Genomic DNA, 15,718 nt, shown 5'->3' with positions numbered 1-15,718 from the left:
TACTAGTATACTCTTTCAGCTAAAAAAAGTCAAGTAGAAAACGAACATTCTACTTGACTTCACGAGATTATTTTTCACGAATGACTTCAACCTTGTAGCCATCAGGGTCTTTGACAAAGTAATAGTTCGGTGCAGTTCCTGGTAGACCATTTGGCTCAGTCACTTCATATCCTTTTGCACTATGCTCTTTATGAAGTGCCTCAAGATCAGGTGTACTGAGGGCGATATGGGCAAACCCATCTCCAACCACATAAGGACCGTGATCATAGTTATAAGTCAACTCCAACTCATAGTCATCACCCTCAAGACCTAGATAGACAATCGTGAAGGCATGGTCTGGAAAATCTCTGCGACGCAATTCTTTAAAACCAAAAGCATCTTGATAAAATGCGATTGATTTTTCGAGATTTTCTACTCGCAAGCAAGTGTGTAGCATTTTTGAAGCCATATTTTTCTCCTTTATTTTTAAAAAGACTGGGACAATCCTGTTCCAGTCTTATCTGTTATTATTTACCAAGTTTTGCTTTAGCTGCATCTGCAAGAGCTGTGAAAGCTGCTGCATCGTTAACAGCCAAGTCAGCAAGCATTTTACGGTTAACTTCGATCTCAGCCAATTTCAAACCATGCATCAATTGTGAGTATGAAAGTCCGTTCATACGAGCTGCCGCATTGATACGAGTGATCCACAATTTGCGGAAGTCACGTTTTTTCTGACGACGGTCACGGTATGCATAGTAGTAAGAGTTCATTACTTGTTCTTTTGCAGTACGGAACAAGATGTGTTTAGCTCCATAGTAACCTTTTGCTAATTTAAGAATACGTTTACGACGTTTGCGTGATACAACGCCACCTTTAACACGTGCCATGTTTTATTTCCTCCAAATATTTCCTAGAATTGTTTACTTACAGTCAAGCTATTATTTCAAGCGAGTAAGCATTGCTTTGATACGTTTGTAATCTCCTGAATGCACCATAGATGCTTTACGAAGATGACGACGTTGTTTCTTAGTTTTTCCGTGGAAACGGTGAGAAGTGTAAGCACGGAAACGTTTAAGTCCACCAGAACCTGTACGTTTGAAACGTTTAGCTGATGCGCGGTGTGTTTTTTGTTTTGGCATGATTTTTTCTCCTTTATTTAACTTTCTGACAATTATTTTTTGTCAGTCGCTGGCGCCAATTGCATGAACATTTGACGTCCATCCATTTTAGCACGTTGTTCGATGATGGCAATATCTTGAGTTGCTTCAGCAAACTCGGCTAAAACTTTTGCACCAATCTCTTTATGGGTAATCATACGACCCTTAAAGCGAATAGATACCTTAACTTTATTTCCTTTTTCAAGGAATTTGCGTGCATTGCGAAGTTTTGTATCAAAGTCACCCTTGTCAATAGTTGGACTTAGACGAACTTCTTTCACAGTAACAACACTTTGTTTTTTACGTTGTTCTTTTTGCTTCTTCTGGTACTCAAACTTGAACTTACCGTAGTCCATAATTTTTGCAACAGGCGGTTTGGCTTGGGGTTGAATCAATACTAGGTCAACATTAGCGTTATCAGCCAAAGCTTGCGCTTCACTGAGTGGCTTGATGCCTAGCTGTTCTCCTTCAAGACCAATCAAGCGAACTTCACGTACACGAATCTCATCATTGATGAATAAGTCTTGCTTTGCTATGGTTTTCACCTCTTTTGTTTTATTAGAGAAAAACAATAGCGGACTCGTAAATATACAAGCCCGCACGTTATGATAGCGTTTCTTAGAAACTTTTCATCCGTAGGGCCAGGCAACTTGATGTCACAAGGCGAGAAGCTCTCACTTCTGCTTTTCTCAACTTTTATATGATACCAAGTTTTCTAGCCCTTGTCAAGATAAAAAGTTATTTTTTTGAAAAGTTTCTGCTCATTAACCAACCGTTTCGACTTTCCAACTATTCCACCCTTTAAAGCGTATAGCTCCATGCTGGTCAGTTCGGTAAACTTTACTATTGATAGTTTCCAGTCGTGTCAAAGTTTCCTGATGGGGGAGTTTCGCTCGATTGTTCTTTCCAACTGAGATAAGAGTAAACTCTGGTTTGAGTTTTTCTAGAAAGTCTGAACTTGATGATTTTTTAGAGCCATGTTGGCCAGCTTTTAAAACATCCACTTTCAAGTCTGGATAGTGCTTCAGCAATTCCTTCTCTCCTTTTTCCTCCAAATTTCCTGTGAAGAGAAAGTACTTATCCAAAAGTTTTCCATACAGAACCAGGGAATCTTCATAACCTCCATCTCCAATTTTCCTTGGAGATAGGACTTCTAACTGACTTCCAAAAATTGACAAGTTCTCTCCTGCTGTTATACTTCTAACTTTTGTTTGGGTCGCTTGTAGTTCTGCCACAAATTGCTTCTGTTTCAAACTGCCTTTTGACACTAAAATTTCGCCTACATGAAAAGCCTTGGTCACCTCCAACAAATCTCCAACATATTCCTTGTCCGTATTGGTCAAAATTAGCTGGTCAATCTTGGATACTCCGCGACTTTTGAGATAGGGTATCAAGGTTCGCTGGGCATTACTGGTCGTCGTCTTTTCTTGCCATTTTTCTATTTTCTTACTAGACTCTGCCTTGCCACCCACATCTATGAGAATGATTTTACCAGTTACATCCCGTAGGAAAATACTTTCCCCTTGCCCAACATCCAGCATGGTGATTTCATTTTCCAGTGGATGCTTGGTCAAGAAAAAGAGACCTGTAATCAATAAGCTCAACACTGCTAGCCTTTTAATGTTTTTCCTCAAATCATAGACCAAAGCCAAGGAAATTAACAATAAGATTAAAATCCATGCATTGGGTTGTCCAAAGACCAGAGGTCTACTTGCCACCTGTGATACAAAGCGAATCATTCCCTCCAACCATTCAAAAATAAAATTCAGCTGAATGACTGGATGAAGAAAGGAAAGGGCAAATAAGATAGACAAGAGCGGTAAGAAGACCAAGTCAAAAAGAAAGGAAAAGACAAAGGTCAAAAGGATAGACCAAGGCTGAAATTCTGCAAAATAGAAGGATAGGATGGGTAATATTCCCAAGGAAATGACTAGACTTTCTCTAGCAACAGCCTTGAGGCCTTCTCCTTCTTTGCTGGTCATGGTCAAGATAAAAGCATAAGCGCAGGACAAGACTCCTCCTGCTGTCAAGAAAAAGTTGGGCATGACGATAAAGAGGACAAGGACCGTCAAGGCAAAATTATCCAAGCCCTTAACACCATGTTGTGCCAGTAACTTTTGCAAAAGACTGCGAATAACTGATGCTGAAAATCCTGTCAGCCCTGCATAGATAAGGGAAAAGGGATAAGTCAGCCATTTCAACTTTTCTTGAGTCAAGCCCAATCGCAAGAGGAGTTTCTTAAATCCGTCCATGAAAAAACCTACCTGCATACCCGACAAGGCAAAGAGGTGGATAATTCCTAAACTAGAATAAAGCCCGTTCATCTCCTCAAAGTCGGTGTCCAGATGTCCTAACAAGAGCCCTGTCATGTAATTGCGCATAGGGTCTGGAAAATGCGTCTTAATCCAAACCACAGTCTTTCGACGTAAACTGGACAGATTTTCTCCTATATCCCAACTGCTAACCTTTTGAAGTGACTGGATTCTTTTGATAGTTAATGTTTGGTAAATCCCTTGAGTTTTCAGATAGGCTTGGTAGTCAAAACCACCAAAATTTCTCTGCCCGTCTGGTTCTGAAAGTTTTCCTTCTAGTCCTATCTCATGAAGGTCGGTTAAAGCTTGAAAGGCTTCTTTCTCCTCCTCGGACTGGAGTTTATAATAGACTTGAAAAATGCGTCCATCAGACTTACCACGAAAGGATAGACTATCACCATTGACCTTAACAGTGTCTGGTAAAATCCGTACCCTTTCAACAGAATCCGCCAAATTTTGACTCGCTTGACTCTGTTGCCAATTTTGAAACAGAAACCAGAAACCAAAGATTCCACAAATTATTAGAACTTTACCAGCAGATTTCCACGGAAATTGGATAAAGAGACAGACTAGCAGAAAAACAAAACCTAGTAGTGCGAGATAAGATGATGAGAAAATGGCGTAGTAAAGCCAAAGCAACAGAAAACTAAGGTAAATTAGGGGAATAGAGAAATTCTTAATCCACTGTAACATAATCTTTTAACTTTTCTATGGTCTTGGCACCAATGCCAGAGACTTTCTTGAGTTCATCAACCGACTTGAATTTCCCATTTGCCTCACGATGGTCGATAATATCCTGAGCTCGTTTGCCACCCAGTCCTTTGACCTGCTTGAGTTCTTCCAGACTGGCCTTATTGAGATTGACCTTCTTTTCCTTGCTCGTTGAGGAAGCCGTCCCAGGACCTGCCTGCTGACTAGCTGCTTCTTCTCCCTTAGTTGGGACGTAAACCAGAGCCTCGTCACTAACTTTCTGAGCTAGATTGAGCGACTTGCTATCTGCTTGTTCTGTCAAGCCACCAGCCTTCTGAACAGCATCATTGACTCGACTACCTACAGGCAAATCATAAATCCCTGGCGATTTAACAGCACCTTTGACATCTACTGTGATTAGATCTTGTTCAAGGGGTTCTTCCTTTTCTTCCTTCTTTACTTCCTTTTCGGATACCGAATCCTTGGAAACTGCTACAACTTCTGCCTGCAAATTCGTTTCCTTGACAGGTGTTTGTGGAGCTGGCTTTAGCAGGAAAAATCCTCCGACAAGTAATCCCAGACCAGTACAGATAACAATGATTTTATACTCTTTGATTTTCTCGATAATTGCTTCCATATTTTCTCCTCTCTTAGATTATTCGTAAGAGGAAGAAAAAACAGTTGAAAATTTCTTCTCAACTGCTTATTTATATGTAAAATAGTCTTCCTTGGTCAAGACATAATGAACTCTTGTAACGATTCGGCCTTCTTCATGCTGGTCCATACAAGCATATGGTTCTTCATGGGAAAAGCGCATGCCTGATTTCTCCATGACCTTGCCAGATGCGGGATTATCCTTATCGTGAAGGGCGGTCAACTTGTTCATTCCAATCTTCTCAAAAGCCAGCTCAATCACGGCACGATTGGCTTCTGTCGTTAATCCTTGATTCCAATACTTTTTATTGATAATGTAGCCAATAGCCGCCTTCTTAAGAGCAGGATCAATCTTGTGCAAATCAATTGTTCCGATAAATTTGCCATTGCTTTTTAGTTCTATTCCCCAACGTCCCAAGGGATTAGCCAAGTAGAACTGAGCAATATTATTTTTGGTTTCTTCTAAATTTTGATTGGTTAGAAAAGTGTAACGTGTATTATCCTTATCCGAGGCATAGTCAAACATTTCTTCTGCATCATCCAAGGTTACAGGTCTAAGCAATAAACGCTCAGTCTCGACTATTGGATACTGAGCTAGTTTTAAAAAGATTGATTCCATACGTTTCTACCATTCAAAAGTATTTTCTATCAGTCTAGCATAAAAAAGAAGTTACAACAAGTTTTCCTTGCTTTTTAAAGCGGTTTCATATAGAATAAAATCATCACCTTATTTTTATAGATAATGTGATAAATCATTTACAACCCGTCAATAGAAAGGGAGTTTTTCTCTATGTTAATCGGAATTCCAAAAGAAATTAAGAATAATGAAAACCGTGTTGCCCTCACACCTGCTGGTGTCCTCAGCTTAGTCGGTCGTGGTCATCGCGTCCTTATCGAAACAAATGCTGGTCTCGGTTCAGGCTTTACTGATGCTGACTATCAAAAGCAAGGAGCTGAAATTGTCGCTAGTGCTGGTGAAGCTTGGGCTGCAAAGTTAGTCGTGAAAGTAAAAGAACCATTACCTTCTGAATATGAGTACTTGCGTGACGACCTGCTTCTCTTCACCTACTTGCACATGGCCGCTGCTCCTGAATTAGCAGATGCTATGCTAGCAGCAAAAACAACAGGGATTGCCTATGAAACTGTCCATGATTCCCAAGGCCAGTTACCACTCCTCGTTCCTATGAGTGAGGTTGCAGGCCGTATGGCAGTCCAAATCGGAGCTCACTTCCTAACCAAACAAGCAGGAGGTTCTGGCGTCCTACTGGGTGGTGTACCGGGTGTACCTAAAGGAAAAGTAACCATCATCGGTGGTGGTGTCGTAGGGACCCATGCTGCCCGCATCGCTTTAGGATTGGGAGCGCAAGTGACCATCCTTGATATCAGTGCTAAACGTCTCTCCGTTTTAGAGGAGGTCTTTGGTCATCAAATTCAAACCCTTATGTCCAATTCGCTCAACATCGAAGCCAGTGTGAGAGATGCGGATGTGGTGATCGGAGCGGTTCTCATCCCAGGTGCCAAAGCACCAAAATTGGTGACAGATGAGATGGTCAAGCAAATGCGTCCAGGCTCTGTCATTGTGGACGTCGCCGTTGACCAAGGGGGCATTATCGAGACAGCTGACCGTGTCACAACGCACGATGAACCTGTCTATGAAAAATACGGCGTTCTCCACTATGCCGTTGCCAACATCCCTGGTGCAGTTACCCGTACTTCAACCATCGCCCTAACCAATGTCACTCTTCCTTATATCGAAGCTTTGGCTGGTAAAGGTTTTATACAAGCAATCTCTGAAGATAAGGGCTTGCGTCAAGGTGTGACCACTTATCAAGGTTACTTAACCAGTCTTCCAGTAGCCCAAGGTCTCGATAAAAAACATACTCCAATTGATGAACTAGTCTAAAAAATATAATTATCAGATAAAAGAAAGAGCAAGTCCACCTGAACTGCTCTTTTTTGTTATTCTGTTTCTTCTTGGACTTCTTCACGCTCTTCATTTTTAACTGGAGCTGGTTCATAAGCTCGGATAATCTGAGCGACAACTGGATGGCGAACCACATCCTTGGCTGAAAAATGAACAAAGTCAATCTGGTGAATGTTCTTGAGCTTTTCTTGGGCATCAATCAAACCGGACTTGACGTTACGCGGAAGGTCAATCTGACTGATATCTCCATTGACAATCATCTTAGAATTAAAGCCTAAACGCGTCAAGAACATCTTCATCTGCATGATGGTCGTATTTTGTGCCTCATCGAGAATGACAAAGGCATCATCCAAGGTCCGTCCACGCATGTAGGCAAGGGGCGCAATCTCGATAATTTCACGCTCCATGAGACGAGTCGTTTGGTCTTTTCCCAGAATCTGATACAAGGCATCATAAACAGGTCGAAGGTAAGGATCTACCTTCTCCTTAAGATCACCCGGAAGAAAACCTAGACTCTCTCCTGCTTCCACTGCTGGACGAGTCAAGATAATCCGCTTGACCTGCCCACGTTTAAGAGCAGTCACTGCCAAGGTCACTGCAAGAAAGGTCTTCCCTGTTCCTGCTGGCCCAATTCCAAAGGTCACATCATGCTGTTTAACACTGTCCACATAAAGTTTTTGACCCAGTGTTTTGACACGGATAGGTTTCCCTGTATTATCCTTGATGATTTCTTCTTCGTAAAGGGCGACAAACTTGTCGATTTCATCGTTTTTGACCATGCTAATTGCAGTCACCACATCTGGCGTACCAACGGTCATCCCACGGTTCACCAAGACCATGAGAGCTTGAATAACCTGACGGGCTTCCTCACAAGCAGCCTCTTCTCCCAAAACCTGGACAATCTCCGTACGAGCATGAATCACCACATCAAGCTCTTCTTCCATCAAACGAAGATGGCGTTCATTGGAACCAAAAAGATGAAACAGGTCATCTGGATGACTCAGTTGAATGTCTATTGAATGTTCCTTCAAATAAAGAACCTCTCTAATCCTTTTATTTCTTTTTATTATAGCAAAGGGGTGGAGAAATTACTAGCCCAAACCCAGTGAATCATGCTAGTGCTCTATGTATTCTTGCCAGATAGCGTCAAAGTCTCCTAGGTTAAAAGAGAAACTGGCATGCTCCTCCAAAAAGCGACTCACCTCATCAAAATCATCTGTGTGTTTCGGAAATGCTGATTCTTCAAAAGCGAGGTCTGCCAAGATAGCTTTGGGACTATTACTTTTAGGATTGCGCTCAGTCATGAGCCAAGTGTAAAATGATTTTCTCATAAGTCACCCTAGATCAACTCTGTCCCAAACTGGTCTTGCTTGATTTTGCCAGCCTTCATCAAACCACCGAGTGCTTTCTTGAACTGACCTTTAGAAATACCAAAGGTTGCCTTGATATCCTCAGGGGATGACTTATCATTCAAGGTCATAAAACCGCCATTGCTTTCCAAGTAAGTCAAAATCATCTGAGCATCATTTTCCAACATTTCAAAAGAACGTGGTTTGAGGGAAAGGTTCAAGGTACGGTCCACTTCACGGAAACCAATAACACGCGCATCTAAAACTTGACCCAAACGTGGCTCTACATAGCGCTCGCTAGGATGGATAAAGCCAAGCATGTTATTTTCTGGCAGGTAAACAAAAGTTCCTGACAGCTTGAGACGGTATACAATAGCTGGCCAGTTTTGGTTCTGCATGTTGTTGTAGGCAGGACGAGCCAGACGTTGGAAGTCTTCTTGATAGGCCAAGAGTCCCCAGATACGGTCTTTCTTGTCCACTTCAAGACGGATGTAGAGTTGGTCACCCTTCTTAGGCCAGAGTTCCTTGAGCTCAGGGAGAATATCGAGTGACACCACGATTTCCTTGTCAGGAAGACCTGTATCTACAAAAACACCCAAATCTTTACGAACTTCTGTTACAGTCCCCCAACCAAATTGGTCCTGAGTAGCAGTCACTTCTAGAGTGGTCAAGCGGAGTTTTTGCTTCATATCCGTGTAAGCAAAACCTTTGACCGTATCACCTACCGTATGTTGACCTTCTTCCTTGGAAAGTGCATAGGTCTGACCATCCTTTTGCACAAAGTAGAAACGATCATTTTCATCGATGATAAGTCCAACGATAAAACTTGCAAGATTTGTATTCATATTTCCTTCTTTCGAATAAAACTCAGCCAGCAATGCCAACTGAGTTTTTCTGTTTATTTTTAGACTTCCAAAAGTTCTTTCTCTTTGTTGGCAGTCATGTCGTCGATGTGTTTGACAGCATCGTCTGTTACTTTTTGAATGTCTTTTTCAAGAGTCTTCAATTCGTCTTCAGTGATTTCTTTTGCTTTTTCTTGTTTCTTAGCTTCGTCCATAGCATCACGACGGATATTGCGGACAGCCACTTTAGCATTTTCACCGACCTTCTTCACTTCTTTAGCAAGATCACGACGAGTTTCTTCTGTAAGAGCTGGGATAACCAAACGAATCACAGAACCATCGTTAGCTGGTGTGATACCAAGATCAGAAGCGTTCAAGGCACGTTCGATGTCTTTCAATGAAGACTTGTCAAATGGTGTTACCAACAAAACACGCGCTTCTGGAATCGTAATTGAAGCGATTTGGTTAAGAGGAGTTTCTACTCCGTAGTATTCTACATGTACACGGTCAAGCAAGCTTGCATTGGCACGACCGGCACGGATACCACCAAATTCACGAGCAAGTGATTGGTGAGACTGGGTCATTCTCTCTTTAGCTTTTTCAATAATTGCGTTAGCCATAATCTTTCTTATTCCTTTTCTTAGATATTATTTGAAACTGTTGTTCCGATATTTTCACCAAATACGACACGTTTGATGTTGCCTGGTTGGTTCATATTGAAGACAACCAAGTCAATGTCATTATCCATTGAGAGGGTTGAAGCAGTTGAGTCCATGATACGAAGGCCTTTGTTGATAACATCACGGTGTGTCAATTCTTCAAACTTAACGGCTGTCTTGTCTTTCTTAGGATCGGCATTGTAAACACCATCAACGCCATTTTTAGCCATAAGAATGGCATCCGCTTCGATTTCAGCTGCACGAAGAGCCGCTGTTGTATCGGTTGAGAAGTAAGGTGAACCAATTCCGGCACCAAAGATAACGATACGGCCTTTTTCAAGGTGACGAAGGGCACGCCCACGGACATAAGGCTCTGCCACTTGTTGCATAGCAATGGCAGTTTGCACACGCGTATCAACACCAACTTGTTGCAATGAATCTGCCATCACAAGAGCATTCATAACAGTCCCAAGCATTCCTGTGTAATCTGCCTGAACGCGGTCCATTCCTGCTTCTGCAGCAGGTTCTCCACGCCAGAGATTTCCTCCACCAATAACAAGGGCAATTTCGATACCTAAGCTATGAACTTCTTGAATCTCTTTTGCGATTGTTTGAACTGTTTGGATATCAATCCCTACGCCACGTTCACCGGCAAGGGCTTCACCTGATAACTTGATTAAAATACGTTTATACTTGGGATTCGCCATTTTCACTCTCCTTCTTTTATCCTACCTATTTTATCACAATTTCTAAGATTTTTATAGTATCATGAGCAATTCTTTCAAAAAAATTAGACAGTCAAAAATTCCTCTAAGTCGGCAAGGGCACGCTCTGCAATTTTTTCATAACGAGCCTTCTTATCACGGATACGTTCTCCTTCCAACTCCTTGATAATCCCAAAATTGACATTCATAGGTTGGAAATGTTTGCTGTCGGCATGGGTGATATAATGAGCTAAGCTTCCAATCGCTGTTGTTTCTGGGAAAATAGCCTCGCTTTCTCCCTTGAAAAGACGAGCTGCGTTAATCCCCGCAACCAAACCTGAAGCCGCTGACTCAACATAACCTTCCACACCCGTCATCTGACCAGCAAAGAAGAGGTTTGACTGTTTCTTAGAACGATAGGTTTGCTCAAGAAGATTTGGTGAATCCATGTAAGAATTGCGGTGCATAACACCATAACGAACAAACTCAGCATTTTCAAGACCTGGAATCATTTGGAAGACACGCTTTTGTTCTCCCCATTTGAGGTGAGTCTGGAAACCAACGATATTGTAGAGACTACCAGCCGCATTGTCCTGACGCAGCTGAACTACCGCATAAGGTGTTTTGAATTCTCCGTCACGAGGTCCTGTGTAATCGTCTGGGTACTCCAAACCAACTGGTTTCATAGGACCATAAAGCATAGTTTTAATGCCTCGTTTAGCCATGACTTCGATTGGCATACAACCTTCAAAGTACTTTTCTTTTTCGAAAGAATTGAGTGGTGCTTCTTCCGCATTAACCAAGGCTTCATGGAAATCCATAAACTCTTGCTTGGTCATGGGAGCGTTGAGATAAGCGGCTTCTCCCTTATCATAACGAGACTTGAGATAGACCTTGCTCATATCGATAGTGTTGACGTCGATAATAGGGGCTGCCGCATCGTAGAAATAGAAACCATCGCCGTCATTAAGAGCATGAATCTTTTCAGCCAGAGCATCGCTGGTCAAAGGACCAGTAGCAACAACTGTAATAACATCTGTTGGCAATTCTGTAATTTCATCACGAACCACTTCAATCAAGGGGTGGTTGGCAACTTTTTCGGTCACCATTTGAGAGAAACCATCACGGTCCACTGCAAGGGCACCACCTGCAGGAACACGTGTAGCCTCAGCAGATTCCAAGATAACAGAACCCAAGCGACGCATTTCTTCCTTGAGAAGCCCAACAGCATTTGTCAAAGCATCCCCACGAAGAGAATTAGAACAAACTAACTCAGCAAAATTGTCTGTTTTGTGCTGAGGTGTTGACTTGACACCACGCATTTCATAAAGTTTAACTGGAATACCACGTTCTGCAATTTGGTAGGCAGCTTCAGAACCTGCCAAACCAGCACCGATAACATTGATATAAGATTGAGACACGACACTAATACCTCTTTGGGAGTGTGAAGACAAGTTTCACATTGAAAAAGCCAATCGGATTTACTTCGCTTTCGAGTTTCTTGGCTCAGGCTGAAAAAGTCCCCCGGACTTTCCTCGCTCTCGAATTTCTTGGCTCAGGCTGAAAAAGTCCCCCGGACTTTTTCACTCCCACAAATCTTTCTAATTTTTTCTTCTACTAGTATAGCAAAAAAAGGGAAGAAGGCAAACTTCCCTGTTTAGTCATTTTCTTGATTTTCTTCCCAATCGTGGTAAGTAGCGTAGAGTTGGCTTTTATTCCACTGGTAAATCTTAGCAACTTCCTTGATGGCTTGATTTTTCTTCATGCCTTGCTGAATACGAGCTTGGATTTCTAAGAACAAGTCCTCCTCGTCCTTTTCCTCCACATCTTGGCTAGCACCTTCAACAATGAGAAGACATTCACCCTTGAGTGGAGTTTCAGAGATACTTTCAAGCAATTCAGAAATTGTACCTCTTTGGTATTCTTCGTAAATTTTTGTCAATTCCCTGACCAAGACCACCGAGCGGTCACCGTAGACTTCTAGCATATTTTCCAACGTATCTGCTACACGATGGGGCGATTCATAGAAAATTTGTGTTTCAGGATAGTCTTTTTTCGAGTCAAAAAATTGCTTTTGCTGTCCTGATTTTCTCGGTAAAAAGCCGTAAAAGATATGTGGCTGTGGCGCTAAACCACTGGCAATCAAGGCAGAAATTCCTGCAGAGGCACCTGGAACAGTCACAACCGAAATTTCTTCCTCAATAGCTGCCTTAACCAAATCATGCCCAGGGTCTGAGATACTAGGCAAACCCGCGTCGGAGACCTGAGCAATACTTTGCCCTGCTTTCAAGAAACCAATCAAATCAGGAATTTTTTCCTTGGCATTGTGCTCATGAAAACTAATCTGCTTAGTAGAAATGTCAAAATGCTTGAGCAGAAGCCCTGTATTGCGCGTGTCCTCAGCAGCAATCCAGTCCACTTCTTTCAAGGTCTGGATAGCTCGAAAGGTCATATCGTCTAGATTGCCAATCGGCGTTGCCACTAGATACAGCTTGCCATAGGGAGACTGCCCCTTAAAACTTTTTTGAATCTGCATGCCTACTCCCTGTATAACAACTCGTCACAGAACATACATTCCTCGTCCTGCTCCCGACGTTGTCCATAAAAATCATTACAAACGTGAAATCCATCACGGTAAATGCGACGGACACTTTCACGAACATGCTTGGCCTTGACAGGAGCATCTGCTTCCACCTCACCCAAGCGTTCTCGCAACTTACTATTTTCCAAACGAAGAGCTGTATTTTCTTCTACCAGGCTCTTGAGATTTTTCTTGATGGCTTCCACATCGGCCAAGGTTACTAGTAACTGTTGGGAAAAATCGTCCAGCGCGTCAAATAATTCTTTTTTGTCCATAAAACAGCCCTTTCCTTTCTTTATCGTTCATTTTTGAGTTTACATTTCTTTCAAGACCAGATATTCCATGGCATTTTGAAAGCTGACATTAGCTTGCCACATTTTTCTGGCTTCTAGCAAATCTTGTAAAATCACTCTTACTCTTGCTTTTAGGATATCTTGTCCACATAGAACTTCAAGAATCCGTAAAACCTGATCTTGTTTTTCCTTGTCATCTGCTAAGCCAGCTAGTTTAGCAACTTGCAAATAACTTTCTTTTCTCTTAGCTACTAACCAAGCCATCAGGCGTTCACTTTCATCGACCAAGGTCCAAAAACTTACCTGATTTGCCAACTTTTCTGCTTCAGCTCGCGATTGACTAAACTGGGCTAAAAGAGTTGCTTTTTTCTTGACCAGACCTGCTTGTTCTAATTGATGGACGAGTTTTTCTGCTTGTTTTTTAAAGTGAAAAATTTGCGTCCGACTTCGGATGGTCGGTAAAATCTTCTCCTCATCGCTGGTCAAGAAGAAAATATAAACCTCACTCTGGGGTTCTTCGATAACCTTGAGCAGAGAATTGGCTGCATTAGGATGCATTTTCTCAGCTTGCTCGATAATAAAGACCTGTTGCTGACTTTCAATCCCTGCTTGGGAAAACTGTCCCACCAATTCTCGAATGCGTTCTGTCTTGATGACCTGATTGACTGGCTTAATTAAGGTGACATCGGGAAATTCTCCCTGTTCAATCAGCTTACAATTTCGGCATTTCTCACATGGTAAAACACCTACTTTATCTGTACAAAAGAGGCTCTTAGCTAAAAATTGCGCCATTTCCAAACTTTCAAAGAAACCTGAAAAGAGGTAGGCATGATTGAGCTGGTCTTGTTCTAGGATACGGACAAAGCGGTTAAACTGATCTGGTTGCCAGGCCTTTAGTTGATCTTGTTTCATTTAGCTAATCCCATTCTATCAAACAAGACAGCCTTGGTAGTTTCCACAACTTGCTCCAAAGGAAAACTAGCATCAATCTTGACAATACGACTTCCTTCTTTGTCCAGAAGAGAAAGGTAACCTTGACGGACTTTTTTATGCAAGTCCAATCCTTCCAAGTCCAAACGATTGACCTCACGATTGCTATTAGCAGCAATGCGAGCCAGTCCCTCTTCCACCTCGATGTCAAAATAGAGTGTCAAATCGGGTTTGAGGCCATCTGTCGCAAACTGATTGAGCCAGTCAATGGCGTCAATATTCAAGCCACGACCAAATCCCTGATAGGCAACAGAACTATCGATGAAACGGTCCATAATGACCAACTTACCAGCTTCAAGGGCTGGAAGAACTTTTTCCACCAAATGCTGTCTGCGACTGGCAATATAAAGAAGTAACTCTGTCTTCGCATCCATCTGAGTATGACTTGGGTCCAAAATCACTTCCCGAATCTTCTCCCCAATCAAGACTCCGCCAGGTTCACGGGTCGTCAGCACCTCTACTCCTTTTTCCTCTAAAATTGGTAGCAGAGTCTCTAAAACACTGGTCTTTCCTGCTCCCTCTGGTCCCTCAAGAGAGACTAAAAATCCTTTTGACATGTCTAACTCATTTCTTTTTTACTACTTCTATTCTATCAAAAAATAGGGGTTTGTGACAATCTTTTTTGTCTTCTCATTTCATACTCAATGAAAATCAAAGAGCAAACTAGGAAGCTAGCCGCAGGTTGCTCAAAACACTGTTTTGAGGTTGCAGATGAAAGCTGACACAGTTTGAAGAGCTTTTCGAAGAGTATCAACCACCATAAAAGAGGCAGACAAATCCACCTCTTATTTACCTAATTCTTGTGTTCGTTTGTAGGCTTGATGAACTGCATCCATGACTGTTCCTCGAAAAGCATGCGCTTCTAGACTTGCTACGCCAGCGATAGTCGAACCGCCTGGGCTACAAACTTGGTCTTTCAATACTCCAGGATGTTGCTGACTTTCAAGGACCAATTGCCCAGCTCCTACCACAGTTTGAGCCGCCATTTTCAATGCTGTTTCTCGTGGTAATCCTGTCTGAACACCTGCATCTGCCAAGGCCTCAATAAAGAGATAGACAAAGGCTGGTCCACAGCCTGCAAGACCTGTCGCTGCATCTATTAAGCCTTCTCCTAGTTCAACCAAGAGACCAGCCTTAGTTAAAAGCTGACAAAATAGCTCGCTGTCCTCAGCCCTGCAATTAGGAGACAAGGCATAACTAATCACTCCTTGACCAATAGAAGCAGGGGTATTTGGCATCATACGAATAATTCGGTGCTGACTTGGAAGAAGACTTGCTAGTTTTTCCAAGGTCAATCCAGCTGCCATCGAAATCAAAAGAAGACTTGCTCGTTTTTCAAGGATAGTCTGATATTGAGAAAGCAAGTCTGAGAACTGAGCAGGCTTCACTCCTAGAAAAATCACATCTGCTTCTGCGAATATTTCTTCATTGCTGGAAGCCTGACCGCCAAAGTCAGCAATGAAAGCATCCACCTTGGCTTGACTACGATTGGCAAGGAGAAGGTCATCACCCGTCTTAGCCTGCAAAACAGCCTTGGCCAAGCTAGCACCCATATTCCCCAAACCGATAAATCCAATCTTCATC

19 protein-coding genes and 1 other annotated feature are annotated in these 15,718 nt (G+C 42.3%); of the genes, 1 reads left to right on the top strand and 18 read right to left on the bottom strand.

The window, feature by feature from the left end; genetic code table 11:
• Nucleotides 1-67: 67 nt before the first annotated feature.
• The 7 genes from gloA to M1F55_RS06220 form a co-directional block, all read right to left on the bottom strand.
• On the bottom strand, nucleotides 68-448 hold the full coding sequence (gene gloA / locus M1F55_RS06250) for a lactoylglutathione lyase (protein WP_004254688.1): 381 nt from the start codon (nucleotides 446-448) through the stop codon (nucleotides 68-70).
• A gap of 58 nt (nucleotides 449-506) precedes the next feature.
• On the bottom strand, nucleotides 507-866 hold the full coding sequence (rplT, locus tag M1F55_RS06245; RefSeq protein WP_000124834.1) for a 50S ribosomal protein L20: 360 nt from the start codon (nucleotides 864-866) through the stop codon (nucleotides 507-509).
• 51 nt (nucleotides 867-917) lie between these two features.
• Entirely contained in the window at nucleotides 918-1,118 is a 201-nt protein-coding gene (gene rpmI / locus M1F55_RS06240) for a 50S ribosomal protein L35 (RefSeq protein ID WP_001125943.1), read from the bottom strand.
• A gap of 32 nt (nucleotides 1,119-1,150) precedes the next feature.
• A complete protein-coding gene (gene infC, locus M1F55_RS06235) occupies nucleotides 1,151-1,681 on the bottom strand; it encodes a translation initiation factor IF-3 (RefSeq protein WP_000848180.1) in 531 nt (176 codons plus the stop codon).
• Between the two features lie 15 nt (nucleotides 1,682-1,696).
• Nucleotides 1,697-1,828 (bottom strand) — a sequence feature (ribosomal protein L20 leader region).
• Nucleotides 1,829-1,900: 72 nt separating this feature from the next.
• On the bottom strand, nucleotides 1,901-4,141 hold the full coding sequence (locus M1F55_RS06230) for a DNA internalization-related competence protein ComEC/Rec2 (protein ID WP_000942409.1): 2,241 nt from the start codon (nucleotides 4,139-4,141) through the stop codon (nucleotides 1,901-1,903).
• Nucleotides 4,125-4,775 carry a helix-hairpin-helix domain-containing protein gene (locus M1F55_RS06225; protein WP_000387351.1) on the bottom strand — a complete coding sequence of 217 codons (651 nt, stop codon included), beginning with the start codon at nucleotides 4,773-4,775 and terminating at the stop codon, nucleotides 4,125-4,127. The genes M1F55_RS06230 and M1F55_RS06225 overlap by 17 nt, the downstream gene beginning before the upstream one ends.
• A 66-nt stretch (nucleotides 4,776-4,841) precedes the next feature.
• The gene (locus M1F55_RS06220; RefSeq protein ID WP_000443732.1) at nucleotides 4,842-5,411 is read right to left on the bottom strand and encodes a GNAT family N-acetyltransferase; all 570 of its coding nucleotides are present in this window, start codon (nucleotides 5,409-5,411) and stop codon (nucleotides 4,842-4,844) included.
• 171 nt (nucleotides 5,412-5,582) lie between these two features.
• On the opposite strand from M1F55_RS06220, the gene ald reads away from it, so the two are divergent.
• Nucleotides 5,583-6,695: an alanine dehydrogenase gene (gene ald, locus M1F55_RS06215; protein ID WP_247947496.1), complete on the top strand. Its 1,113-nt coding sequence runs from the start codon at nucleotides 5,583-5,585 to the stop codon at nucleotides 6,693-6,695.
• Between the two features lie 56 nt (nucleotides 6,696-6,751).
• On the opposite strand, the gene M1F55_RS06210 is transcribed toward ald, so the two are convergent.
• The 11 genes from M1F55_RS06210 to proC form a co-directional block, all read right to left on the bottom strand.
• Nucleotides 6,752-7,747, bottom strand: a complete 996-nt coding sequence (locus M1F55_RS06210; protein ID WP_000658173.1) for a PhoH family protein — start codon at nucleotides 7,745-7,747, stop codon at nucleotides 6,752-6,754.
• Nucleotides 7,748-7,831: 84 nt separating this feature from the next.
• On the bottom strand, nucleotides 7,832-8,047 hold the full coding sequence (locus tag M1F55_RS06205) for a YozE family protein (protein ID WP_001232083.1): 216 nt from the start codon (nucleotides 8,045-8,047) through the stop codon (nucleotides 7,832-7,834).
• An 8-nt stretch (nucleotides 8,048-8,055) separates the two neighbouring features.
• The gene (gene cvfB / locus M1F55_RS06200; RefSeq protein WP_120164223.1) at nucleotides 8,056-8,910 is read right to left on the bottom strand and encodes an RNA-binding virulence regulatory protein CvfB; all 855 of its coding nucleotides are present in this window, start codon (nucleotides 8,908-8,910) and stop codon (nucleotides 8,056-8,058) included.
• A gap of 59 nt (nucleotides 8,911-8,969) precedes the next feature.
• The gene (gene frr, locus M1F55_RS06195) at nucleotides 8,970-9,527 is read right to left on the bottom strand and encodes a ribosome recycling factor (protein ID WP_001262225.1); all 558 of its coding nucleotides are present in this window, start codon (nucleotides 9,525-9,527) and stop codon (nucleotides 8,970-8,972) included.
• A gap of 20 nt (nucleotides 9,528-9,547) precedes the next feature.
• Nucleotides 9,548-10,273, bottom strand: a complete 726-nt coding sequence (gene pyrH / locus M1F55_RS06190; RefSeq protein WP_000002995.1) for a UMP kinase — start codon at nucleotides 10,271-10,273, stop codon at nucleotides 9,548-9,550.
• 83 nt (nucleotides 10,274-10,356) lie between these two features.
• Complete coding sequence (trmFO, locus tag M1F55_RS06185) at nucleotides 10,357-11,691, bottom strand: methylenetetrahydrofolate--tRNA-(uracil(54)-C(5))-methyltransferase (FADH(2)-oxidizing) TrmFO (RefSeq protein WP_138702970.1); 1,335 nt, start codon at nucleotides 11,689-11,691, stop codon at nucleotides 10,357-10,359.
• A 236-nt stretch (nucleotides 11,692-11,927) separates the two neighbouring features.
• Nucleotides 11,928-12,806 carry a 16S rRNA (cytidine(1402)-2'-O)-methyltransferase gene (gene rsmI / locus M1F55_RS06180; RefSeq protein ID WP_247947495.1) on the bottom strand — a complete coding sequence of 293 codons (879 nt, stop codon included), beginning with the start codon at nucleotides 12,804-12,806 and terminating at the stop codon, nucleotides 11,928-11,930.
• Nucleotides 12,807-12,808: 2 nt separating this feature from the next.
• The gene (gene yabA / locus M1F55_RS06175; RefSeq protein WP_000358228.1) at nucleotides 12,809-13,126 is read right to left on the bottom strand and encodes a DNA replication initiation control protein YabA; all 318 of its coding nucleotides are present in this window, start codon (nucleotides 13,124-13,126) and stop codon (nucleotides 12,809-12,811) included.
• A gap of 39 nt (nucleotides 13,127-13,165) precedes the next feature.
• Complete coding sequence (locus M1F55_RS06170; protein WP_247947494.1) at nucleotides 13,166-14,056, bottom strand: DNA polymerase III subunit delta'; 891 nt, start codon at nucleotides 14,054-14,056, stop codon at nucleotides 13,166-13,168.
• Nucleotides 14,053-14,691 carry a dTMP kinase gene (tmk, locus tag M1F55_RS06165; protein WP_000033398.1) on the bottom strand — a complete coding sequence of 213 codons (639 nt, stop codon included), beginning with the start codon at nucleotides 14,689-14,691 and terminating at the stop codon, nucleotides 14,053-14,055. Before tmk ends, M1F55_RS06170 begins: the two co-directional genes overlap by 4 nt.
• A 228-nt stretch (nucleotides 14,692-14,919) precedes the next feature.
• Entirely contained in the window at nucleotides 14,920-15,717 is a 798-nt protein-coding gene (proC, locus tag M1F55_RS06160; RefSeq protein WP_247947493.1) for a pyrroline-5-carboxylate reductase, read from the bottom strand.
• Nucleotide 15,718: the final 1 nt, after the last annotated feature.

This window comes from Streptococcus mitis (genome assembly GCF_023109235.1).
GTDB classification, from domain to species: domain Bacteria; phylum Bacillota; class Bacilli; order Lactobacillales; family Streptococcaceae; genus Streptococcus; species Streptococcus mitis_DA.
This window is presented reverse-complemented; position numbering and strand designations above follow the sequence as displayed.